This window comes from Pseudonocardia nigra, assembly GCF_019396355.1.
Classification (GTDB): Bacteria; Actinomycetota; Actinomycetes; order Mycobacteriales; family Pseudonocardiaceae; genus Pseudonocardia; species Pseudonocardia nigra.
Genome location: NZ_JAHKRK010000031.1, coordinates 22,288 through 45,277, shown reverse-complemented (window position 1 = coordinate 45,277; position 22,990 = coordinate 22,288). Strand labels below are relative to the sequence as shown.

The 22,990-nt window shown below is 73.3% G+C and carries 21 protein-coding genes and 1 pseudogene; 10 read left to right on the top strand and 12 right to left on the bottom strand.

Going from position 1 to position 22,990, the window contains the following annotated elements; genetic code table 11:
- Positions 1–2: 2 nt before the first annotated feature.
- Positions 3–2,093, bottom strand: a complete 2,091-nt coding sequence (gene tkt, locus KME75_RS10930) for a transketolase (protein ID WP_219414477.1) — start codon at positions 2,091–2,093, stop codon at positions 3–5.
- A gap of 274 nt (positions 2,094–2,367) precedes the next feature.
- Here tkt and KME75_RS10925 point away from each other — a divergent pair, with 274 nt between their 5' ends.
- Positions 2,368–3,291, top strand: a complete 924-nt coding sequence (locus KME75_RS10925) for a heme o synthase (protein WP_308282690.1) — start codon at positions 2,368–2,370, stop codon at positions 3,289–3,291.
- Between the two features lie 6 nt (positions 3,292–3,297).
- Here KME75_RS10925 and fdhA read toward each other — a convergent pair whose 3' ends face one another.
- From fdhA to mptB, 7 genes are all read right to left on the bottom strand, one after another.
- Entirely contained in the window at positions 3,298–4,518 is a 1,221-nt protein-coding gene (fdhA, locus tag KME75_RS10920; protein ID WP_219414476.1) for a formaldehyde dehydrogenase, glutathione-independent, read from the bottom strand.
- Positions 4,519–4,898: 380 nt separating this feature from the next.
- On the bottom strand, positions 4,899–6,965 hold the full coding sequence (locus tag KME75_RS10915) for a S9 family peptidase (RefSeq protein ID WP_308282689.1): 2,067 nt from the start codon (positions 6,963–6,965) through the stop codon (positions 4,899–4,901).
- A 23-nt stretch (positions 6,966–6,988) separates the two neighbouring features.
- Positions 6,989–7,960, bottom strand: coding sequence for a quinone oxidoreductase family protein (locus tag KME75_RS10910; protein WP_219414475.1), 972 nt, complete (start codon positions 7,958–7,960; stop codon positions 6,989–6,991).
- A 42-nt stretch (positions 7,961–8,002) separates the two neighbouring features.
- Positions 8,003–8,965: a COX15/CtaA family protein gene (locus tag KME75_RS10905; RefSeq protein ID WP_308282688.1), complete on the bottom strand. Its 963-nt coding sequence runs from the start codon at positions 8,963–8,965 to the stop codon at positions 8,003–8,005.
- A 288-nt stretch (positions 8,966–9,253) separates the two neighbouring features.
- Complete coding sequence (locus KME75_RS10900) at positions 9,254–9,970, bottom strand: ABC transporter permease (protein ID WP_219414487.1); 717 nt, start codon at positions 9,968–9,970, stop codon at positions 9,254–9,256.
- 56 nt (positions 9,971–10,026) lie between these two features.
- Positions 10,027–10,956, bottom strand: a complete 930-nt coding sequence (locus tag KME75_RS10895; protein ID WP_219414474.1) for an ABC transporter ATP-binding protein — start codon at positions 10,954–10,956, stop codon at positions 10,027–10,029.
- An 11-nt stretch (positions 10,957–10,967) separates the two neighbouring features.
- The gene (gene mptB / locus KME75_RS10890; protein WP_219414473.1) at positions 10,968–12,566 is read right to left on the bottom strand and encodes a polyprenol phosphomannose-dependent alpha 1,6 mannosyltransferase MptB; all 1,599 of its coding nucleotides are present in this window, start codon (positions 12,564–12,566) and stop codon (positions 10,968–10,970) included.
- Between the two features lie 199 nt (positions 12,567–12,765).
- On the opposite strand from mptB, the gene KME75_RS10885 reads away from it, so the two are divergent.
- Genes KME75_RS10885 through KME75_RS10850 form a run of 8 tightly spaced genes read left to right on the top strand, consistent with a single transcriptional unit; the run spans position 12,766 to position 20,024 of the window.
- On the top strand, positions 12,766–13,524 hold the full coding sequence (locus tag KME75_RS10885) for a helix-turn-helix transcriptional regulator (protein WP_372452582.1): 759 nt from the start codon (positions 12,766–12,768) through the stop codon (positions 13,522–13,524).
- On the top strand, positions 13,521–14,948 hold the full coding sequence (sufB, locus tag KME75_RS10880) for a Fe-S cluster assembly protein SufB (RefSeq protein WP_219414472.1): 1,428 nt from the start codon (positions 13,521–13,523) through the stop codon (positions 14,946–14,948). The genes KME75_RS10885 and sufB overlap by 4 nt, the downstream gene beginning before the upstream one ends.
- Positions 14,945–16,126, top strand: coding sequence for a Fe-S cluster assembly protein SufD (sufD, locus tag KME75_RS10875; RefSeq protein ID WP_219414471.1), 1,182 nt, complete (start codon positions 14,945–14,947; stop codon positions 16,124–16,126). The genes sufB and sufD overlap by 4 nt, the downstream gene beginning before the upstream one ends.
- 31 nt (positions 16,127–16,157) lie before the next feature.
- On the top strand, positions 16,158–16,928 hold the full coding sequence (sufC, locus tag KME75_RS10870) for a Fe-S cluster assembly ATPase SufC (RefSeq protein ID WP_219414470.1): 771 nt from the start codon (positions 16,158–16,160) through the stop codon (positions 16,926–16,928).
- Positions 16,928–18,220, top strand: coding sequence for a cysteine desulfurase (locus tag KME75_RS10865; RefSeq protein WP_219414469.1), 1,293 nt, complete (start codon positions 16,928–16,930; stop codon positions 18,218–18,220). Before sufC ends, KME75_RS10865 begins: the two co-directional genes overlap by 1 nt.
- Positions 18,221–18,222: 2 nt before the next feature.
- Positions 18,223–18,681, top strand: coding sequence for a Fe-S cluster assembly sulfur transfer protein SufU (gene sufU / locus KME75_RS10860; protein ID WP_219414468.1), 459 nt, complete (start codon positions 18,223–18,225; stop codon positions 18,679–18,681).
- Positions 18,674–19,066 (top strand): metal-sulfur cluster assembly factor, encoded by a 393-nt coding sequence (locus KME75_RS10855; protein WP_219414467.1) that lies wholly within the window; start codon positions 18,674–18,676, stop codon positions 19,064–19,066. The genes sufU and KME75_RS10855 overlap by 8 nt, the downstream gene beginning before the upstream one ends.
- A gap of 34 nt (positions 19,067–19,100) precedes the next feature.
- Positions 19,101–20,024, top strand: a complete 924-nt coding sequence (locus tag KME75_RS10850) for an MmyB family transcriptional regulator (protein WP_219414466.1) — start codon at positions 19,101–19,103, stop codon at positions 20,022–20,024.
- Between the two features lie 73 nt (positions 20,025–20,097).
- Here KME75_RS10850 and KME75_RS10845 read toward each other — a convergent pair whose 3' ends face one another.
- Positions 20,098–21,063 (bottom strand): helix-turn-helix transcriptional regulator, encoded by a 966-nt coding sequence (locus KME75_RS10845; protein ID WP_219414465.1) that lies wholly within the window; start codon positions 21,061–21,063, stop codon positions 20,098–20,100.
- A gap of 64 nt (positions 21,064–21,127) precedes the next feature.
- Between KME75_RS10845 and KME75_RS10840 the strand changes: the two genes are divergently transcribed.
- A complete protein-coding gene (locus tag KME75_RS10840; RefSeq protein WP_219414464.1) occupies positions 21,128–21,634 on the top strand; it encodes a VOC family protein in 507 nt (168 codons plus the stop codon).
- Here KME75_RS10840 and KME75_RS10835 read toward each other — a convergent pair.
- The 3 genes and pseudogenes from KME75_RS10835 to KME75_RS10825 form a co-directional block, all read right to left on the bottom strand.
- A complete protein-coding gene (locus KME75_RS10835) occupies positions 21,618–22,181 on the bottom strand; it encodes an arylamine N-acetyltransferase family protein (protein ID WP_308282691.1) in 564 nt (187 codons plus the stop codon). The genes KME75_RS10840 and KME75_RS10835 overlap by 17 nt on opposite strands.
- Before the next feature lie 16 nt (positions 22,182–22,197).
- Positions 22,198–22,389 (bottom strand): annotated as a pseudogene (locus KME75_RS46695) (arylamine N-acetyltransferase); the annotation flags it as partial.
- A gap of 110 nt (positions 22,390–22,499) precedes the next feature.
- Positions 22,500–22,949 (bottom strand): universal stress protein, encoded by a 450-nt coding sequence (locus tag KME75_RS10825; RefSeq protein ID WP_219414462.1) that lies wholly within the window; start codon positions 22,947–22,949, stop codon positions 22,500–22,502.
- Positions 22,950–22,990: the final 41 nt, after the last annotated feature.

Genomic DNA, 22,990 nt, shown 5'->3' with positions numbered 1-22,990 from the left:
TCCTAGTGGGAGACGTTGGCCAGGCTGCGCCGGGCGGCCGCGACCACGTTCTCGGTGGTGAAACCGAACTCCCGGAACAGGGTCTGGTAGTCCGCGCTGGCGCCGAAGTGCTCGATGGAGACGTTCTCGCCCGCGTCGCCGGTGAACCGGTGCCACGGCTGCGCGACGCCGGCCTCGACGCTGACCCTGGCTTTCACCGCCGCCGGCAGCACCGACTCGCGGTAGGCCTCGTCCTGCGCGTCGAACCACTCGACGCAAGGCATCGACACCACCCTCGTGGGAACGCCGTCGGCCTCCAGGACCTTCCGGGCCTCGGCCGCGATCTGCAGTTCCGACCCCGTCGCGATGAGGATCAGCTGCGGCTCGCCCGACGAGGCGTCGGCGAGCACGTAGCCGCCGCGCGCGACGCCCTCGGCCGAGGTGCCCTCGAGCACGGGCAGGTTCTGCCGGGTGAGCGCCAGGCCCTTGGGGCCTTCCGGCCGCTCCAGGACCGCCCGCCACGCGTGCGCGGTCTCGTTCGCGTCGCCCGGGCGGACCATGGCGAGGCCCGGGATCGCCCGCAGCGCCGCCAGGTGCTCGATCGGCTGGTGGGTCGGGCCGTCCTCGCCGAGGCCGATCGAGTCGTGCGTCCAGACGTAGACGACGCTCGACTTCATCAGCGCCGCGAGCCGCACGGCGGGCCGCATGTAGTCGCTGAACACGAGGAACGTGCCGCCGTACGGGCGAGTGGGCCCGTGCAGCGCGATGCCGTTGAGGATCGAGCCCATCGCGTGCTCGCGGACACCGAAGTGCAGCGTGCGGCCGTACGGCGTGGCCTTGAACATCTTGGTGGAGGTGGACGCGGGCCCGAACGAGCCCTCGTTCTCCATCGTGGTGTTGTTGCTCTCCGCGAGGTCGGCCGAGCCGCCCCACAGCTCGGGCAGCACCGGCGCCAAGGCGTTCAGTACCTCGCCCGAGGCCTTGCGGGTGGCGATGCCCTTCGCGTCCGGCTCCCAGCTCGGGAGCGCCTTCTCCCAGCCGACCGGCAGATCGCGCCCGAGCACCCGGTCGAACAGCTCCTTGCGCTCCGGCTCCCGGCCCGTCCAGTCCTCGAAGGTGGACTGCCAGGCCTGCTTCGCCTCCCGGCCGCGGTCGACGACCTTGCGGGCGTGCGCCAGCACCTCGTCGTCGACCTGGAACGTCTGCTCCGGGTCGAAGCCGAGGATCTTCTTGACCTCGGCGACCTCCGCGTCGCCCAGTGCCGCGCCGTGCGCCTTGCCGGTGTTCATCTTCTCCGGAGCCGGGAAGCCGATGACGGTGCGCAGCAGGATGAACGACGGCCGGCTCGTCTCCGCACGGGCGGCCTCGAGCGCGCCGAGGATCCCGGTGACGTTCTCCCCACCCTCGACGACCTGCACGTGCCAGCCGTAGGCCTCGTACCGCTTCGCGGTGTCCTCCGACAGCGCGATCGTGGTGTCGTCCTCGATGGAGATCTTGTTGTCGTCGTAGATCACCGTGAGGTTGCCCAGCTGCTGGTGCCCGGCGAGCGAGGACGCCTCCGAGGTGACGCCCTCCTCGATGTCACCGTCGGAGGCGATCACGTAGATCTGGTGGTCGAAGGGGCTCTCACCCGGCGCGGCGTCCGGGTCGAACAGGCCGCGCTCGCGGCGGGCGCCCATCGCCATGCCGACCGCGGAGGCGAGCCCCTGGCCGAGCGGACCGGTGGTGATCTCCACGCCGGGGGTGTGGCGGTGCTCCGGGTGACCCGGGGTCTTGGAGCCCCAGGTGCGCAGCGCCTTGAGGTCGTCGAGCTCCAGCCCGTAGCCGGACAGGAACAGCTGGATGTAGAGCGTGAGGCTGGAGTGCCCCGCCGACAGCACGAACCGGTCGCGGCCGATCCACTCGGCGTCGGCGGGGTCGTGGCGCATCACGCGCTGGAACAGCGTGTACGCCAGCGGCGCCAGGCTCATCGCCGTGCCGGGGTGACCGTTGCCGACCTTCTGCACCGCATCCGCGGCCAGCACCCGGACGGTGTCGACCGCCCGCCGGTCCAGGTCGCTCCAGTCGTCGGGCACGCTGGCCCGGGTGAGGGCCTCGATCTCGTTGTCGGCCACAGAACTTCCCTCGTCATGTCGGGTAGGGGCGGCAGCGGCACGCCTCGACGCGTCCGGCTCTGCGGGCCAGCCTAGCCGGGTACGAGGCGCGCACTGATCTCCGCTCGTGCGTCATGTGGCGGCTACCCGCGGACGCGTTGCCGTATGCCCCGGGCTACCATCGACAAGCCGTAGAAAGAACGCTGTAAGGCGCTCCCCACCACACGCGGATAAGAGGTTGCCGGTGACTGTGCCCCTGTCCAGGAAGCGGACAGCCCAGCACGGGGCGACACCGGTGCCGCCCGCCCCCCGGTCCCGGGGTGCGCTGGACCGGGCCCGTGACACCGTGCGGGCCTACCTGGGGCTCACCAAGACCCGCATCATCGAGCAGCTGCTCGTCGTCACGGTGCCTGCGATATTCCTCGCCGAACGCGGCGTGCCGTCCGTCTGGCTGATCATCGCCACCCTGCTGGGTGGTGCGATGGCCGCGGCGAGTGCCCACGCGCTGAACTGCGTCGTCGACGCCGACATCGACGCGGTCATGAAGCGGACGGCGCGGCGGCCGCTGGCGAAGGGCCAGGTCCCCACCCGGCACGCGCTCGTCTTCGGCCTGGTGCTCGGCGCGGTCAGCTCGGTGTGGCTGGGGCTCACCACGAACTGGCTCGCCGCCGGCCTGGCCGTCGCGGCGATCGCGTTCTACGTGCTCGTCTACACGCTGCTGCTCAAGCGCCGCACCTCGCAGAACATCGTCTGGGGCGGCGCGGCGGGCTGCATGCCCGTGGTGATCGGGTGGGCCGCCGTCACCGGCACCGTGGAGTGGCCCGCGCTGGTGATGTTCGGAGTCATCTTCTTCTGGACGCCCCCGCACTTCTGGGCGCTCGCCATGCGCTACCGCGACGACTACGCCGCGGCAGGCGTGCCGATGCTCCCGGTGGTCGCCACCCCCGTGCAGGTCTCCCGCCGGATCGTCGCCTACTCGTGGGTGATGGCGGCCTGGACGCTGCTGCTGGCGCCCGCCACCTCGTGGATCTACGCCTCGGTGGCGGTGCTGGGCGGGGCGTGGTTCGTGTTCCAGGCCCACCGGCTGCACCGCGGGGTCGTCGCCGGCCGCGAGGCGCGGCCGATGCGCCTGTTCCACCTGTCGAACATGTACCTCTGCGTGCTGTTCGCCGCGATCGCCGTGGACGCGGCGATCGGGCTGCCGGTCCTGCTGCCCTAGCGCGCGCTACGCCGCGCGGGCGACCATTCCGTGCGGGTCCAGCACGTACTTGCGGGCCGCGCCCTCGTCGAACTCCCGGTAGCCGCGCGGGGCGTCGTCCAGCCCGATGACGGTGGCGTTCACCGCGTCGGCGATGTGCGCCTTGTCGTGCAGGATGCTCATCATCAGCCTCCGGTTGTACCTCAGCACCGGGCACTGGCCCGTGGCGAACGAGTGGCTCTTCGCCCAGCCCAGACCCAGGCGCACCTTGAGCGTCCCCTCCCGGGCGTCCTCGTCCGACGCGCCGGGGTCGCCGGTGACGTAGAGGCCGGGGATGCCGAGCCGTCCGCCCGCCCGCGTCACCGCCATCACGGAGTTGAGGACGGCGGCGGGCGCCTCGCCGCCGGCCGAGCCGTGCCCGGTGGCCTCGAAGCCCACCGCGTCGACGGCGCAGTCGACCTCGTTCGTGCCGAGGATCTGCGCGATCTGGTCCTCCAGGGTGGCGTCCTGGGAGATGTCGACGGTCTCGCAGCCGAACGAGCGGGCCTGGGCGAGGCGGTCGGCGTTGAGGTCGCCGACGATGACGACGGCGGCCCCGAGCAGGTGCGCGGAGTAGGCCGCGGCCAGCCCGACCGGCCCGGCGCCCGCCACGTACACCGTGGAGCCGGTCGTCACGCCGGCGGTGTAGGCGCCGTGGTAGCCGGTGGGGAAGATGTCCGACAGCATCGTCAGGTCGAGGATCTTCTCCAGCGCCTGCTCGCGGTCGGGGAACTTCAACAGGTTGAAGTCGGCGAACGGCACCATCACGTACTCGGCCTGGCCGCCCTCCCAGCCGCCCATGTCCACGTACCCGTAGGCGGACCCCGCGCGGCCGGGGTTGACGTTGAGGCAGATGCCGGTGTGGCCCTCGCGGCAGTTGCGGCACCGGCCGCAGGCGATGTTGAACGGCACCGAGCAGATGTCGCCGACGTCGACGAACTGCACGTCGCTGCCCTTCTCCACCACCTCACCGGTGATCTCGTGGCCGAGCGTCTGCCCGGGCGGGGCGGTGGTGCGCCCGCGCACCATGTGCTGGTCCGAGCCGCAGATGTTGGTGGAGACGCACCGCAGGATCACGCCGTGCTCGGCCTTGCGGCTCATCCCCATCGCGTCGGCGACCTCGGCGGGTACCTCGAGCTTCGGGGCGTCATGGTCCTCGACCGCGACGACACCCGGCTCCTTGTAGACGACGATCTTGTTGCCACTCATGCGCTCCTCCTCATGTGTCCCGTGCCACGGGCCTACACCCGGGAGGGAGGGGACGCAACCGGGGTGACGGGCGGGACGGGACTCGGGCGCGCGGGACGATCGCCGCGAGCGCGCCCTTCTCGACGGCCGCGGTGCGCGGACGCGCATCTCGCGGGGATCATGACAAGCCGGCCGCCCCGCCGTCGCCGGGAATCGCCGCGAGTGTGCGGTCCTTGCAGATTCCCGTGCACGGATGTGGATCTCGCGGCGATCATGGCGACGGTGGTCGCCGCGAGAGCGTCGTCATCGCACTGCCGGGTGCGCAGGTGCGCATCTCGCGGCGATCAGCGGCGGGAGCCGGCCGGGCGCGTGGACGCCCCGGGCCGGCCCCCGGCGTCACCTCAGCGCAGCAGGTCGGGCGTCTCCCACTCCTTGCCGAGCAGGTGCTGGTCGAGGAACGCCGTGACCGTCTCGTACCAGACCGCCGCGTTCTGCGGCTTGAGCACCCAGTGGTTCTCGTCCGGGAAGTACAGGAACCGGTGGGGCAGGTTGGCCGGGTCCCCGGTGTGCCGCGACACGAGGTCCCACCACAGCCGCAGGCCCTCGCCGACCGGCACGCGGTAGTCCTTGTCGCCGTGGATCACCAGCATCGGCGTGTCGATCGCGTCGGCGAACCGGTGCGGGCTGTTCTCCGCGGCCATCGCCAGGGTCATCTCGCGACTCCAGTAGTAGGACGCGTCGGTGGTGGGGCCGAACTGGTCCAGGGCCCAGAGGCTCGCGTGGGTGACGATCGCGCGGAAGCGGTCGGTGTGCCCGGCGATCCAGTTGGCCATGTAGCCGCCGAACGACCCGCCCATCGCCGCCGTCCGCTCGGCGTCGACGTCCGGACGCTCGAGCGCCACGTCGGTGATCGCCATGACGTCGGCGTACGGGGCGCCGCCCCACTGCCCCCAGCCGCGGGCGATGAAGTCGAGCCCGTACCCGGTGGACAGCGCCGGGTCCGGCAGCAGCACCGCGTACCCGCGCGCGGCCATCAGCCACGGGTTCCAGCGCCACTGCCAGGCGTTCCAGCTGCTGAGCGGGCCGCCGTGCACCCACAGCAGCAGCGGGGCGGGGGAGGACTCGGCGGCGCCGGGCGGCAGCACCAGCCAGGCGCGCAGCGGGCTGCCGTCGGCGGCGGTGGCGTGCACTTCCGTGAGGCTCCCGGGCAGGGCGGGCCGCTCGGCGGGACCCAGGAGCAGGACGGGCCGCTGGTCCGGCGTCGTCGCGTCGAGCCGGACCGGCGCGGGCGGCGCGTCGACGGCGCTGCGCAACGCGTAGATCGTGGACCCGTCGGGGGAGACCCGCGGGTCGCCGTAGGCGCCGTCGTCGCCCGTGAGCCGGGCGACCGAGCCGGTCTCCAGCTCGATGCGGAAGACCGGCGAGCGGCCGCCCTCGTCGGCGGTGACGATCAGGGCGGCGCCATCGGGGGTCCACCGGGCCGCGGCGCCCCAGCGGTCCCAGCCCGGGGCGACCTCGCGGGCTGGGACCGTTGGGCCGCCCGCGAGCGGCAGCACGACCAGGCGGACGTCGGGCGGGGAGGAGGGCGTGGAACGCCCGTCCCGGGCACACACCACCTGCGTGCCGTCCGGGCTGACGACCGGCGCGCCGAAGTCGTGGTCGGGGTCGTCGGCGAGCACCCGCCGCTCCCCGGTGGCCACGTCGACCGCCACGAGCGCGGTGCGGGTGGCCCCGGCCGGCTCCGGTACGCGCCACTCGGTGACGACGGTGGCGCCGTCCGGTGTGACGTCGTAGGAGGCCTCGAGCAGCGCACCCGCCGGCACCGGGGTGAGGTCGCGCCACTCCACGGGCCCGTCCTCGCGGACGCTCCCCGCGACCAGCCGCGGTTCGTCCGGGCCGAGGTCGTGGTCCCAGTACCGGACGGGATATCCGGCGTGCAGGATCGCGCTGACCTTCTTCTCGCGCCGCTGCTTGCGCCGCGCCTCGTCGTCGTCGGCCGACTCGGCGGCGGGCAGCGTCATCGACGTGGCCACCACGGTCCCCGCCTCGCGCGCCACGACGGGCCCGCCGATGCCGCCGGGCCGGGCCCCGACCACGTGGGCCTCCCCGCCCGCGGGGAGCCGCCACAACGCGGCGGGGGCCTCCTCCGGCTGGTCCTTCGCGTCCGGGTCCGGGCGCGCCGAGGTGAACAGCAGTTCCCCGTCGGGGGTGAACACCGGGGAGGACTCGCCGGTGGCGCCGCGGGTGAGCCGCCGGGCCGGGCGCTCCCCGGCCGGGTCGATCTCCCACAGCGCCGTGCGGAACCCGTTGCGCTCGGGGTTCAGCGCCGCCACCGTGGTGACGAGGCGGGTGCCGTCGGGGGAGAGCGCCAGCCCGGACAGGCGGGGTAGCGCCACGTAGGCCTGCAGGTCGTGGAACGTGCGCTGGGCCGAGTCGTTCGGGGGCGGGTCGATCGGGGTCTCCGTCACGCCTGCGTGTCTAGCACGTGCCCTCAGGGGAGCAGCACGAGCTTTCCGGTGGTGCGCCTGGCCTGCAGGTCCTCGTGCGCGGCGCGGGCGTCCGCAAGGGGGTACCGGTGCCCGATCCGGACGTCCAGGGTGCCGCCGGCGACGGCACCGAGCACCGCGGCCGCCGTCGCGGTGAGCTCCTCGCGGGTGGCGATGTAGTCGAACAGCTTCGGGCGGGTGAGGTACACCGAGCCGGCGGCGTTGAGCCGCTGCGGGTCGACCGGCGGCACCGGCCCGCTCGCGGCGCCGAACAGGACGAGCATCCCGCGGGGGCGCAGGCTCGCGAGGCTGGCGTCGAACGTCGTGCGCCCCACGCTGTCGTAGGCCACGGCGACGCCCGCCCCGCCGGTGCGGGCCCTGACCTCGGCGGCCAGGTCGTCCACCTCGGTGTAGCGGATGACGTCGGCCGCCCCGGCCGCGCGCGCCAGCTCCTCCTTCTCGGCGGTGGACACCGTCGCGACGACGCGGCCGCCGCACGCGGTCGCGAGCTGGGTGAGCAGCAGCCCGACCCCGCCCGCCGCGGCGTGCACGAGGACGTGCTCGCCGGGCTGCACGCGGTAGGCGTCGTGCACGAGGAAATGGGCGGTCATGCCCTGCAGCAGCGCACCGACGGCGACCTCGTCGGACACGCCGTCCGGCACCGCCACGGCCTTCGCGGCGGGCACGGCGACGAGCTCGGCGTAGCTGCCCAGCACCTCGGCCCACCCGACACGGTCGCCGACAGCGAACCCGTCGACGCGGTCGCCGACCGCGCGCACCCGCCCGACGCCCTCCATGCCGGGGACGTAGGGCAGCGGCATGGGATAGATGCCCTCGCGCTGATAGGTGTCGATGTAGTTGACGCCCGCCGCGGCGACCTCGACGAGGAGCTCACCGGGCCCGGGTTCGGGATCCGGCACCTCCGCTGGGGTCAGGACGTCGGGACCGCCTGCAGTGCTGATCTGGATGGCGCGCACGCCCCGATCCTCTCCCGTGCCCCGGCACCGGGACGTGGCGGGTCAGCTGCTGCGCACGAGTGCGGGCGGGTCCGCCACCGGAGCGGGGGTGACGTGCGGACGCTCCACGGTGCCCGCCCACACCGCGCCCGCCGCGACCGTCACCAGCGCCGCGCCGAGGACGTGCAGCGACACGAGCACCTCCGGCACCCCGAGGGCGTACTGCACGCCGCCGAGGGCGCCCTGGGCGAGCACGACGGCGACGAGCACGGCGAACCGGCGCCACATCCGCCGTGGCACGCCGACGGCCTTGAGCGTGAACCCGAGGCCGATGAGCAGGCCGAGGTAGCCGAACAGCAGGTCGGCGTGCAGCTGGGCGAGCGCGGGCACGCTGGCGTCCAGGCGCGGGGTATCGGCGTCACCGGCGTGCGGACCGGCCGCCGTCACGAACGTGCCCGCGACGAGCAGGGCACCGAGGACGACCGCGCTGGTGGCGATCAGGCCGCGCACCGCGCCGCCGACCACCTGCCGGGGCGGGCCGTCCCCGTCGCCCGCGGCCTCGACCAGCTGCACCGCGAGCCAGACGAGCACCATCGAGACCAGGAAGTGCAGCGAGACGCTCCACCACACCAGCCCGGTGAGCACGGTCACGCCGCCGATCACGGCCTGCGCGACCACGCCGAGCGGCTGGACCAGCGCGAGCCGGGTGAGCCGCGCGCGTCGCGGCCGGGTGTTCAGCGCAGCCAGCAGGCAGGCCCCGGTGACGAGCACCACCGCGAACGTCAGCAGCCGGTTGCCGAACTCGATCCACTGCGTGAGCGGCTCGACCTCCGGGTGCGCGGTGGGGACCAGGCTCCCGGGGAAGCACTCCGGCCACGTCGGGCAGCCCAGGCCCGAGCCCGTGACCCGGACGACCGACCCGGTGACCGCGATCCCCGCCTGGGCGACGACGGCGGCGATGGCGAGTGCGCGCATCAGCGTCGCCGATGTCGGGGGGAGCCGGTCGAGGAAGGCGGGTCGGGCCACGCCGTCGATGGTAGGCGCGCCGCAGGCGGCACCCGTCCGCCGCCCTCCGATGTCAACGAACCATTGACGCGCTCGGATCGGCAATCATTCGCGGACCGGAGACGGCCGAAGGGAGGCGGAGGAGGGAAGGACGCCATCCGTGCGCCCCGTGTGCGCCCATGCGCCCCGTCGACGAGGCGCACGGGCCGACACGAGGCGCACGGGCCGACACGAGCCGCACGGGCCGAGACGAGGCGCACGGGCCGAGACGGGGGGCACGGCCGACGGGCGTGCCGGCGTGGGGTGGTTCTAGCGGAGCTTGACCGTGCGGAGGGCCAGTCCGCCGGCCACGGCCGTCCAGCCCAGCAGGACGAGCACGTGGGACAGCACCGGGGCCTGTCCCGCCGCCAGCGCGGTGCGCAGGCCCTCAGCCAGTGCACCCGACGGCAGGTAGGCGCCGACGGCGGCGAGCGGGCCGGGGAGGGCGTCGAGGGGAATGACGATCCCGCCGGCGAGCAGCAGCACGAACCACACCAGGTTGGCGACGGCGAGGGTGACCTCGGCGCGCAGCGACCCGCCGAGCAGGATCCCCAGCGCGCCGAACGCGGCGCACCCCAGCAGCACCAGCAGCAGCGCCCACCCGATGCCCGACGGCTCCGGCCGCCAGCCGAGCCCGGCCGCGAGCGCCGACAGCACCGCGACCTGCAGCGCGACGATCCCCAGGACGGCCACGAGCCGGCCGGCGACGAGCAGCCAGCGGGGGAGTGCGGTGGCGGCGAGCCGCCGGATCACCCCGTAGCGGCGGTCGAAGCCCAGGGCGATCGCCTGCCCGGTGAACGCGGTGGACATCACCGCGAGCGCCAGCACTCCCGGGGTCACGGCGGCGACCCGTGGCTCCGGCAGCGGGACGACGGCGAGCGCCGTCAGGCCCACCAGCAGCACGATCGGGATGAGCAGGGTGAGCAGTACCTGCTCGCCGTTGCGCAGCGCGAGCCGCAGCTCGGTGGCCGACTGGGCGGCGAGCATCCGCAGCGGCGCGCCCGCGCCGGGCTGCGGGGTGAAGGTCCCCGCGGGGAAGCGGTTCACGATCGCAGCTCCCGTCCGGTCAGCTCGAGGAACACGTCCTCGAGGCTGCGCCGCGTCACCTGCACGTCGTCGGCGAGCGCCCCCTGGCCCGCGCACCAGTTCGTGATCGTCGACAGGACCGAGGGATCGATCCGGCCGCGCACGACGTAGCGACCCGCCACCGACTCCGCCGCGCCGTACCCGGCGGGCAGGGCGGCGGTGAGGTCGTCGAGGTCCATGCCGGGCCGCGCCCGGAACCGCAGCTCCTGCTGCTGCGCGGTGGCGGTGAGTGCGGCGGGGGAGCCGTGGGCCACCACCGTGCCGTGGTCGACGATCACCACGTCGTCGGCGAGCGACTCGGCCTCCTCCATGAGGTGCGTGGTGAGCAGCACGGCCACCCCGTCGCGGCGCAGCGCGTCGATCAGCTCCCACACGAGGTGGCGGCCCTGCGGGTCCATGCCCGCGGTGGGCTCGTCGAGGAACACCAGCTCGGGCCTGCCGACCACGGCGCACGCCAGCGCCAGCCGCTGCTGCTGCCCGCCGGAGAGCCGCTTGTACGGGGTGCGCGCGCACGACTCGAGCCCGAGGACCGACAGCAGCCACCCGACGTCCAGCGGGCGCGCCGAGCACGCGGCGACCAGCCGCAGCATCTCCGCGGCGCGCACGCCGGGATAGGCGCCGCCACCCTGGGGCATGACACCGATCCGGGCGCGCAGGGCGTCGGGCGCGCCTGCCGGGTCGACGCCGAGGACGCGCACGTCACCGGCGTCGGCGGCGAGGAACCCTTCGCAGATCTCGACGGTCGTCGTCTTGCCGGCCCCGTTGGGGCCGAGCAGGGCGAGCACCGACCCTGCGGCCAGCTCGAGATCGAGACCGTCGACCGCGGTGGTGCGGCCGTAGCGCTTCACCAGCCCCCGGACCGCGACGGCGGGCGGCGGAGTACTCACGACGGGCAAGTCTACTGAGCGACCTTGTCCGGCTCCGGACCCGGCACCCGCACCGGCAGGGCGTCGATGTCGGCGCCGATCTGCCCGGCGAGCCTGCGGTACTGGAGCACCAGCACCAGCACGAAGATCAGGATGCCGGCGACGATGGCCATGGGGAGCTGGTACGCGCGGAAGCTGAAGTCGGCGCCCGTAGGCGGCACCACCAGCGCGAGCACGGCCGACGCCGCGAGTGCCGCACGCCGGTAGCGCGGCAGGCCCTTCGTGGCGGCCAGCGGGATCGCGGCCCACAGCAGGTACCAGGGGTGGACGATCGGGCCGAGCAGCACGACGGCGCCGAGGCCCGCGCCCATGCCGGTGATCGGGTCGAGCCTGCCGCGGACGGTGGCGAGCAACAACATCCCGACCAGGACGGCGGACGCCAGCAGCCCGAGGCCCCGCGTGATCTCCAGCACCGAGTCGGTGTGGTCGCCCAGGCCGCCGAGGATGCCGACCTGCCCGCCGACCAGGCCGAGGTCGGTGGAGACCGACATCCAGCTGCGGATCAACCCCGGAGTGTCCAGGGTGGTCGCCCACCCGACCCCGGTGCCGGTGGCGAGCGCGAGCACCACGTAACTCGCGGCGGTGACGAGGCCGAGTACCCCGGCGGCGGCGGCGACGTGGCCGAACCGGCCGCCGCGCCTGCGGGCCCACTCCATCCCGAGGAAGCCCAGCGCGAGCAGCGCGGGTAGCTTGATCGCCGACCCCGCGACGATCAGCAGGGCCCCGCCGAGGAATCGGGCGTCGAGCAGGCGCGAGCCGGTACGCAGGCCGACCTCCATGCCCGCGAGCATCAGCCCGACCATCAGGGCCTCGTTGTGGATGCCGCTGACGAGGTGGAACAGCACGAGGGGGTTGGCCACTCCCAGCCACAGCGCGAGGCCGGTGTCGAGCCCGCAGCGGTGGGCCAGCCGGGGCAGCGCCCACACGATGAGCCCGACGCCCGCCAGCGCCAGCGCGCGGTGGGCGAAGATCCCGAGGACGACGTCGTTGCCGCTGATCGCCGTGATGACGCGGCCCATCCCAAGGAACAGCGGGCCGTAGGGGGCCGGGGTGTCGCGCCAGATCGTCGGGATGCTGCGGGTGAGCGGGTCATCGACGCCGAGCGCCTCGGCCGGGCCGAGGACGTACGGGTCGAACCCGCGGGCGAGGATCGCGCTCTGGGCCAGGTAGCTGTAGACGTCCCGGGAGAACATCGGCGGTGCGGCGGCCAGCGGGATCGCCCACAGCACCGCCGTGCGGGCCAGCTGCGCGCGGTTCGGGGCGGGGGCGACCGCGCCGTTCTCCCGCAGCATCTTGCCCACCCACAGCCACGACAGCACCAGCAGTCCGATGCCGGTGTAGGTGATGGCGATCGCGATGGTGACGTTGCGGCTGGGCAGGCCGATCAGCCGGAGCCCGAACAGCGGGTTCGGGACGGGCAGGGCGCCCGAGCCGAGCGCCCCGATGCCCATCAGCAGCGCCCCGGTCAGGCCCAGCCTGCGGGCGACGCGGCTGGGGTCGCGGGGCGGCACATCGTGCGGCGCCTCGCCGGGGAGCGGAGCGCGCGCGGCGTCGAGCTCCCGGGCGACCATGCCCCGCAGCGTAGCGAGCCCCCCGCTCGCGTGACGCCCGCCGCACGCCCCCACCGGCTGGAGCAAGGTGGCCTTGCTGCCGTGCTGTCGCAGTAAAGCCACCTTGCTGCAACCGGCGCCGGCCCGCGCCGGAGTGAGCGTCCTCACCTCCGGGCGGGGCGCGTTTGAGGTCCCGGGGGATATAGGCAACACTGGTGTTGTGAAAACCGCCGGGCACCCCATCCCGGTCGACGCGCCCGATCGCACGACAGAGGGCCCGCCGACCGGCGACGGCCGCACCCGTGAGGCGGTCGCCCGCCTGCTCATGGAGCAGGGCCCGATCACCGCGGCGGCGGTGGCGGCGGCGTTGGAGCTGTCGGCCCCGGCCGTGCGGCGCCATCTCGACGCGCTGCTCGCCGACGGGGAGGCCGAGGTCCGCGACGCGCCGCGCCGCGGACCGCGCGGGCGGGGGCGGCCCGCCCGCCGGTACCTGCTCAGCGACGCCGGGCGGGCCCGCTTCGGGCACGGCTACGACGAGCTCGCCGTGGCCGCACTGCACTACGTGGCCGAGCACGGCGGCGAGCTGGCGCTGCGCGGGTTCGCGCGCAGCCGCGTCGAGAAGCTGCTCGGTGCCGGCGCGGAGCAGGTGGCCGCCGCGGGTACCCCGCACGAGCGTGCGGAGGCGTTGGCCGGAGTGCTGAGCTCGCGCGGTTACGCTGCCCAGGCCCGCGCGGCCGGGACGGGCGTGCAGCTGTGCCAGCACCACTGCCCGGTGGCGCACGTCGCCGCCGAGTTCCCGGCGCTGTGCGAGGCCGAGACCGAGGCGTTCGCCGAGCTCCTGGGCACCCACGTGCAGCGGCTCGCCACCATCGCGCGCGGCGACGCCGCGTGCACCACGCACGTTCCGCTGGACGTTCCCGACGCCCGACGGAAGCACGACCCCACCACCACGATCCCGACAGGGAGGCAGTCCGAATGACGACCGCTCCTGAGGCACTCACCCAGGAGGAGACGCTCGCGACGCTCGGCCGCTACGACTTCGGCTGGGCCGATTCCGACGTCGCCGGCGCCTCCGCCCGGCGCGGCCTGTCGGCCGACGTCGTCGCCGACATCTCCCGCCTGAAGAACGAGCCCCAGTGGATGCTCGACTTCCGGCTCAAGGCGCTCGACCTGTTCGAGCGCAAGCCGATGCCGCGCTGGGGTGCCGACCTGTCCGGCATCGACTTCGACAACATCAAGTACTTCGTGCGGTCCACGGAGAAGCAGGCCACCTCCTGGGAGGAACTGCCCGAGGACATCAAGAACACCTACGACAAGCTGGGCATCCCGGAGGCCGAGAAGGCCCGCCTGGTCGCCGGTGTGGCCGCGCAGTACGAGTCCGAGGTCGTCTACCACCAGATCCGTGAGGACCTGGAGGAGCAGGGCGTCATCTTCCTCGACACCGACACCGGCCTGCGCGAGCACCCGGAGCTGTTCAAGGAGTACTTCGGCTCGGTCATCCCGAGCGGTGACAACAAGTTCTCCGCGCTGAACTCGGCGGTGTGGTCGGGTGGCTCGTTCATCTACGTGCCGCCGGGCGTGCACGTCGACATCCCGCTGCAGGCCTATTTCCGGATCAACACCGAGAACATGGGTCAGTTCGAGCGCACGCTGATCATCGTCGACGAGGGTGCCTACGTGCACTACGTCGAGGGCTGCACCGCACCGATCTACAAGACCGACTCGCTGCACTCCGCGGTCGTCGAGATCGTCGTGAAGAAGGGCGGCCGCTGCCGCTACACGACCATCCAGAACTGGTCGAACAACGTCTACAACCTGGTGACCAAGCGGGCCAAGGCCGAAGAGGGCGCCACCATGGAGTGGGTCGACGGCAACCTGGGCTCCAAGGTCACGATGAAGTACCCGGCCGTGTGGCTGATGGGCGAGCACGCCAAGGGCGAGGTCCTGTCCATCGCGTTCGCCGGTGAGGGCCAGCACCAGGACGCCGGGGCGAAGATGGTGCACCTCGCGCCGCACACGTCCTCGACGATCATCTCGAAGTCGGTGGCGCGCGGCGGTGGGCGCACGTCCTACCGCGGCCTGATCCAGGTCAACCCGCGGGCGCACCACAGCCGTTCCACGGTGAAGTGCGACGCGCTGCTGGTCGACACGATCAGCCGCAGCGACACCTACCCGTACAACGACATCCGTACCGACGACGTCTCGATGGGCCACGAGGCCACGGTCTCGAAGGTCAGCGACGACCAGCTGTTCTACCTGATGAGCCGCGGGCTCACCGAGGACGAGGCCATGGCGATGGTCGTGCGCGGGTTCGTCGAGCCCATCGCGCGCGAGCTGCCCATGGAGTACGCGCTGGAGCTGAACCGGCTGATCGAGCTGCAGATGGAGGGTTCGGTCGGATGACCGAAGTTGCAGGACTCGCCCCCGAGCTCAAGGGGGCCAAGAAGGGGCAGGGCGAGACGCCGATCGCGTCGGCGAGCGAGCGCTTCACCTCCTACGACGTCGACGCCTTCGAGGTGCCCGGCGGCCGTGAGGAGAACTGGCGCTTCACGCCGATGCGGCGGCTGCGCGGGCTGCACGACGGCGCCACCTTCGACGGACGGGCCACGGTCGAGGTCCCGGCCACCGACGGCGTCACGGTCGAGACCGTGGGCCGCGACGACGCCCGGATCGGCGAGGGCGGCATCCCGGCCGACCGGGTCGCCGCGGCCGCGTGGTCGGCGTTCGGAGAGGCCACGGTCGTCACGCTCGACGGCACCCCGGCCCCGGTCACGATCACCGTGACCGGCCCCGGCCAGGGCGCCACCGCGGCGGGCCACCTGCAGGTGCGCACCACCCCGCACACCGAGGCCACCGTCGTCGTCGAGCACCGCGGGTCGGGCGCGCTGGCCGACAACCTGGAGGTCGTGCTGGCCGACGGGTCCCGGCTCACGCTCGTCGTCACCGAGGAGTGGGCCGACGACGCCGTGTACGTGGGCGCTCAGCACCTCTCGGTCGGCCGCGACGCCACGCTGCGCGCCACCTCGGTCGCCCTGGGCGGCGACCTGGTGCGTGTGAGCCCCACCGTCACCTACCGCGGCCCCGGCGGCGACGCCGAGCTGCTCGGGCTCGGGTTCACCGACGCCGGGCAGCACCTGGAGCAGCGGCTGCTGGTCGACCACGCGGTGCCCAACTGCCGCTCGAACGTGCTCTACAAGAACGCCCTGCAGGGCGTGAAGGGCACGCCCGACGCGCGCGCGGTCTGGGTGGGCGACGTCGTGATCCGGGCGGCGGCGGAGAACACCGAGACGTTCGAGTTCAACCGCAACCTGGTGCTCACCGAGCACGCCCGCGCCGACTCGGTGCCCAACCTCGAGATCGAGACCGGCGAGATCGCCGGTGCCGGCCACGCGAGCGCCACGGGCCGGTTCGACGACGAGCAGCTGTTCTACCTGCAGAGCCGCGGCATCCCCGAGGACGTCGCACGGCGCCTGGTCGTCCGTGGCTTCTTCGGCGAGATCCTGACCAAGATCACCCTGCCCGAGCTGCGCGAGCGCCTGGAAGCGGCCGTCGAGGTCGAGCTGGCAGTCACCGGCGTCTGACGTACTCACACCACCACGGAGCACTCACACAATGTCCACCTTGGAGATCAAGGACCTGCACGTCTCGGTGGCGGCCGAGGACGGCGCCAAGGAGATCCTGAAGGGCGTCGACCTCACCGTCCGCGCCGGCGAGACCCACGCGATCATGGGGCCGAACGGCTCCGGCAAGTCCACGCTCGCCTACGCGGTCGCCGGTCACCCGAAGTACGAGATCACCTCCGGCAGCGTCACGCTCGACGGCCAGGACGTCCTGGAGATGAGCGTCGACGAGCGCGCCCGGGCCGGCCTGTTCCTCGCCATGCAGTACCCGGTCGAGGTCCCCGGTGTGTCGATGGCCAACTTCCTGCGCTCCGCGGCCACCGCGGTGCGCGGCGAGGCGCCGAAGCTGCGCACCTGGGTCAAGGAGGTCAAGGGCGCGATGAGCGACCTCGACATCGACCCGGACTTCGCCGAGCGCTCGGTCAACGAGGGCTTCTCGGGCGGGGAGAAGAAGCGCCACGAGGTGCTGCAGCTCGCGCTTCTCAAGCCGAAGTTCGCGGTGCTCGACGAGACCGACTCCGGCCTCGACGTCGACGCCCTGCGCGTCGTCTCCGAGGGCGTCAACCGCTACCGCGAGGGCGGCGAGACCGGCGTGCTGCTGATCACGCACTACACGCGGATCCTCAAGCACATCACGCCGGACGTCGTGCACGTGTTCGCCGGCGGGCGGATCGTGGAGTCCGGCGGGCCGGAGCTGGCCGACGAGCTCGAGGCCAACGGCTACGTCCGGTTCACCGGCGGTAGGGCCGAGGCCGCGGTCTGATGACTGCACTGGAGACTGTGGGCGCCGAGGGCCTGGACGTCGCGAAGCTGCGGGCGGACTTCCCGATCCTGTCGCGCACGGTCCGCGGCGGGCGGCCCCTGGTCTACCTGGACTCGGGGGCCACCTCGCAGCGGCCGCGGCAGGTCCTCGACGCCGAGCGGGCGTTCCTGGAGCAGCACAACGCGGCCGTGCACCGCGGCGCGCACCAGCTCGCGGAGGAGGCCACCGACGCCTACGAGTCGGCGCGGGCGCGGGTCGCCGCGTTCGTCGGCGCCGACCCGGGCGAGGTGGTCTACACCAAGAACGCCACGGAGGCGATCAACCTCGTCGCGTACGCGATGGGCAACTCGTCGGTCCGCGCCGGGCTCGGCCCGGAGTCGGAGCGGTTCGCGCTCGGACCGGGCGACGAGATCGTGGTCACGGAGCTGGAGCACCACGCCAACCTCGTGCCGTGGCAGGAGCTGTGCCGCCGCACCGGGGCCACGTTGCGCTGGTACACCGTCGGCGACGACGGCAGGCTCGACCTCGACTCGGTCGAGCTGTCCGAGCGCACCAAGCTCGTGGCGTTCGCCCACCAGTCCAACGTGCTCGGCACGGTGCTGCCGGTCGCGGAGCTGGTGCGGCGCGCCCGTGCCGTCGGGGCGCTCACGCTGCTCGACGCCTGCCAGTCGGTGCCGCACATGCCGGTGCACCTGACGAAGATGGGCGTCGACTTCGCCGCGTTCTCCGGGCACAAGATGTTCGGCCCGTCCGGCGTCGGGGTGCTCTACGGGCGTTCGGAGCTGCTCGCCGCGATGCCGCCGTTCCTCACCGGCGGTTCGATGATCGAGCTGGTCCGGATGGAGGGGTCCACCTACGCCCCGCCGCCGCAGCGGTTCGAGGCGGGCGTGCCGATGACGTCGCAGGCCGTCGGCCTCGGCGCGGCCGTCGACTACCTGGGCGTGCTGGGCATGGAGAACATCCGCGCCCACGAGGCAGCGCTCACCGCGCTCGCGCTCGACCGCCTGGCCGAGGTGCCCGGCGTGCGGATCATCGGTCCGCGCGACCGGATCGACCGCGGCGGCACGGTCGCGTTCGTGGTGGACGGCGTGCACGCCCACGACGTCGGGCAGGTGCTCGACGACCGGGGCGTCGCGGTGCGGGTGGGGCACCACTGTGCCTGGCCGCTGCACCGGCGCTTCAAGGTCTCCGCCACCGTGCGTGCCACCTTCGCCGTGTACAACACGCCGGAGGAGGTCGCCGCGTTGATCGACGGGGTGCACGCGGCCCGTGAGTTCTTCGGGGTGAGCTAGGCGTGCAGCTGGAGCAGATGTACCAGGAGATCATCCTGGATCACTACCGGTCGCCGCACGGCGCCGGGCTCCGCGAGCCGTTCGACGCGGAGTCGTTCCAGATCAACCCCACCTGCGGCGACGAGATCACGCTGCGGGTGCGGCTCGACGGCGACACCGTGCAGGACGTCTCGTACGAGACGCTGGGGTGCTCGATCAGCCAGGCGTCGGCGTCGGTGCTCACCGACCTCGTCGTCGGGAGGTCGGTCGAGGACTCGATGCGGGTGCTCGCGGCGTTCCAGGAGATGGCGCAGGGACGCGGGCAGGTCGAGCCGGACGAGGACGTGCTCGGCGACGGGGTCGCGTTCGCGGGCGTGGCCCGTTACCCCGCGCGCGTGAAGTGCGCCCTGCTCGGCTGGATGGCGTTCAAGGACGCCGTGGTTCGCGTGAAAGACACGGCGAAGGAGGCAGCACATGAGTGACACCGAGACCGGAACCGAGGACGTCGTCCGCGGTGCGGCCGGCATGCCCGAGCCGCCCGCCCAGCGCAGCGAGGAGCCCTCGATCGAGGACCTCGAGGAGGCCATGCGCGACGTGGTCGACCCGGAGCTGGGCATCAACGTCGTCGACCTGGGGCTGGTCTACGGCATCCAGGCCGAGGGCGGCGTCGCCACGATCGACATGACGCTCACGTCCGCGGCCTGCCCGCTCACCGACGTGATCGAGGAGCAGGCCCGCGGCGCGCTGATCGGTCCCGGCCTGGTGAACGACATCAAGATCAACTGGGTCTGGATGCCGCCGTGGGGTCCGGACAAGATCACCGAGGACGGGCGCGAGCAGCTGCGGGCACTGGGCTTCCGCGTCTGACCGGTCGACCGTCGTTCGTGCCACAGTGGACGTCATGGACGCCGATGCGCAGGGTGAGCAGGCGGCGCAGCTGCTTCGAGCTGCCGGAGCACGCTTCGCCCTGCTGCACGGCAGTCGGGTGAGCGGGACCGCTCGTCCCGACTCGGATCTGGACGTCGCCGCGTGGTGGCCCGCCGATGCGCCTCCCGCGTTCGACGTGCTCCTTCCCGCCGGCGTCGACCTGGTGGTCCTCAACACGGCGCCGCTCGAGCTGGCGGGCCGGATCGAGCAGGGCCAGGGCGGGCAGGCGTCGGCGAGCGTGCTGGAGGCGATCGCGCGGGTCCTGCACCTCGACGACGGCGAGCGGGCCCACCTGCACCGGCTGGCCGGCTCGACACCGCCGTCGTCGGTGAGCGATCGTCCGGAGCGGCTCCGGCCGGGGCTGCGGGCGCTCGTGCACGCCCTCGGCGTGCCGGCCGCCGTGCTCGGCCGGACCACCGACGTGCTCACGTGGAACGGCCCGGCCCACGCGGTGTTCGCCGGCCACCTCCCGGTCGCGGCGCCGGACGTGGACGCGACCCGTCCGAACTGGGCGCGGCTGCTGTTCCTCGATCCCCGCTACCGCGACCTGTTCGCCGACTGGCCGGGCACGGTGCGCGACATCGTCGGCCGGCTGCGCGTCACCGCGGCCGAGCACCCGCGCGACGGCGGCCTGGCGGCCTTGGTGCGCGACCTGCGGGAGGCCAGCCCGGTCTTCGGCCGGCTGTGGGCGGCGCACCCGGTCCAGGAGGTCTCCCGCGGCGCCGTCCGGCTGTGCCATCCCGAGCTGGGTGAGCTGGAGCTGTACGACGAGGTGCTGCGCTCGCCTGCCGACGCCGACCAGCTCGTCGTCACGTTCCACGCCGCACCGGGTTCGCGCAGCGAGATGGCCCTGCGCCGCCTGGCCGCCGCCACCGCGGCGTCGCCCGCGCGCGCCTGAACCGACCGCACACACCGCGTGGCGTCCGCACACAGCGCCGGCGGTGTGTGCGGAGCCCGTTCGGTGTGTGCGGTCATCCTGGCGCACCGGCGCCCCGGCGGATCCGGGCGGCCATCGCGTGCAGGTGGTCCCGCAGTTCCGGGGGCTCGTGCACCTCGAACTCGCAGCCCAGCTGGATGAGGCGGAACGCGAGCCAGTCGAGGGTGTCGGTGTGGCTGCGCAGTCGGCAGGAGTGTTCGTCGAGGGGCTCGAGGTCGCCGGGTCCGTCGCCGACCCGGCCGCGCATCTGCTCGATCGGGGCGTGCAGGGTCGCGACGGCGGAGTAGGTGGGGACGAGCGAGTACATCTTCTCCGTGACGTAGCGGGCGGCGTCCGGGGCGGGGAGGGTGCGCGGCAGCGCCCGCGCGCCGGTCGGCTGCGGTGCGTCGATCCGGTCGACGCGGAAGATGCGCCAGTCGTCGCGGTCGAGGTCGTACGCCACGAGGTACCAGCGGCGGCCCGCGGTGACGACCCGGTGCGGCTCGACGTGCCGGCGGCTCTCGGAGCCGTCGGCGGCGCGGTAGCGCAGGCGCACGCGTTCCCGGTTCGCGATCGCGGCGGCGAGTGCGGTGAGGTGCTCGGGGTCGACGGCGCCGGCGTACGCGTCGGGGGCGGCCACGGTGGCCGTGCCGAGCGTCGCCACCCGGCGGCGCAGGCGGGACGGGAGGACCTGCTCGAGCTTGGTGAGCGCGCGGACCGCGGCCTCGTCGATGCCGGTGACGGCCTGCCCGGCGGCCGTGCGCAGCCCGACGGCGATGGCGACGGCCTCCTCGTCGTCGAGCAGCAGCGGGGGCATCGCGGCGCCCGCGACGAGCCGGTACCCGCCGAGCGCGCCCATCGAGGCCTCGACGGGGTAGCCGAGGTCGCGCAGCCGGTCGACGTCGCGGCGGATCGTGCGGAGGCTGACGCCCAGCCGCGTGGCGAGCTCGCTGCCCGGCCACTCGCGCGGGGTCTGTAGGAGCGACAGCAGGGTCAGCAGCCGGGCAGGGGTGTCGGTCACAGCTGCGAAGGATGCCAGGCATGTGTGCCGGGAACTGACCTACATCGACTGCAGCGTTGCCGCCATGACCTTCGAACACACCCTCCGTCCCGTCCCCGAGGGCTACACCACCGTCACCCCGTGGATGATCTCCCGGGACACGGCGGGTGTACTGGACTTCCTGCACCGGGCCTTCGGTGCCGAGGAGCTCGCCCGGGTGCAGAACCCGGACGGCTCCATCGGGCATGCCGAGGCCCGCATCGGCGACGCCGTCGTGATGCTCTTCGACGGGCGGCCGGAGTGGCCCGCCACGCCGTGCTTCCTGCGGCTCTACCTGCCCGACGGTGACGCGGCGTTCCGGCGGGCCCTCGACGCGGGTGCGACGGTCGTCACCGAGATGACCGAGATGTTCTGGGGCGACCGCGTCGGGCGGGTCCGGGACCCGTTCGGCAACCTGTACTGGATCCAGACCCGCGTCGCGGAGCCCGACGCGGAGGAGGTCCAGCGGCGGATGGCGGCGCCGGAGTTCGTCGCCGCGATGGAGTACGTGCAGAGCCCCGAGATCGTGGCGCCGGTCAGAACAGCCGGCTGAGCGCGGGCTCGAGATCGGGCAGCCCCGTCAGGTCCAGGAGGAAGTGCTCCTCCAGGGCCGCGCGGACGGCGGCGGGCGAGTCGAGCGTTCGCCGCTCGCTCGGCCCGCCCAGGTGGTGCACCGCGAGGCTCGTCCCGTTCAGGGCGAAGCGGCGGTCGGCGGCCGGCCGCGCCGCGATCAACCCGGTGACGAAGTGCGACTGCGGGTGGTGCGACAGGTACCAGTTGCTGATCGCGTAGTCGCTCGCGTGCTGCTCGGCGAGGTCGAACCGGTACACCGGCCGCCAGTCGCCCGCCACCAGGGCCTGGAGCACGAGGTCCGGCCCGGCGGGCAGCAGCCGGAACGGCTCGTGCGGGGTGGGTTGCTCGACGTGCGGTTCGAGGGCGAGCACGCCGGTGAGCGTCATCCCGCCGAACCCGACGTCCACGAGGTGCGGCCCTTCGGGCAGATCGACGCGCAGCAGCATGTGGCTGCGCGGCGCCATCGGTGCGCCGTCCGGGCTGCCCCACACCACGCGGGCGGCGAGCCCGGTGGTGCGGTAGCCGATCGGCGTCGAGCGCGGCGCGGAGCAGGTGGTTCTGCTCGAAGCAGTAGCCGCCGCGAGCGCCGCGCACCATCTTCGCCTCGAGGCCGGGCATGTCGAGACGGGGCTCGCGGCCGAGGAACGGGTCGAGGTTCTCGAACGCGATCGACTGCGCGTGGCTCGCGACGATCCGGCGCAGCGTCGGCAGGTCGGGCGCGGTCGGGTCGGGCACGCCGATGCGGCCGAGGTAGAAGTCGAGGTCGAGAGCGGGTGCCGGTGTCGGCGTCGGTGTTCAGGGCAGCGCTCACGACGATCAGGATCCGACCTCGACCCTGGTTCAGGTCAAGTGGTGTGGACGATCAGCACGTCCACGCCCGCTCGGCGTGCGACGTCGGACGGGACGGAGCCGAGCAGCCGCCCGCTGAGGGTGTTCAGCCCGCGGTTGCCGACGACGAGCAGGTCGGCGTCCGCGTCGGCCACGGCCTTGCGCAGTACGTCGACCGGGGGCCCGTCGGCGGCCACAGTGCGGACCCGGCTCGCCCCGGCGGCGAGCGCACGGTCCTCGGCCGAGCGCAACGTCTCCTCGGCGGGCGTCCAGCCGCGGACCAGGTGGGCCTCGTCCTTGAGGACGTCCTCGGCCTCGATGTTGTCCTCGCGGCCGGCCGGGGTGTAGGCGCAGACGATGACGAGCTCGGCGTCGCTGTCGCGGGCGACGGCCGCGGCCTTGTCGACCGCGGCGAACGAGGTGGCGGAGCCGTCGGTGCCGACGACGACCGTGCGGTAGGCGGGCATGGGGAGCCTCCGGCTTCGGGGAACGTGGCAGGAGGTTACCG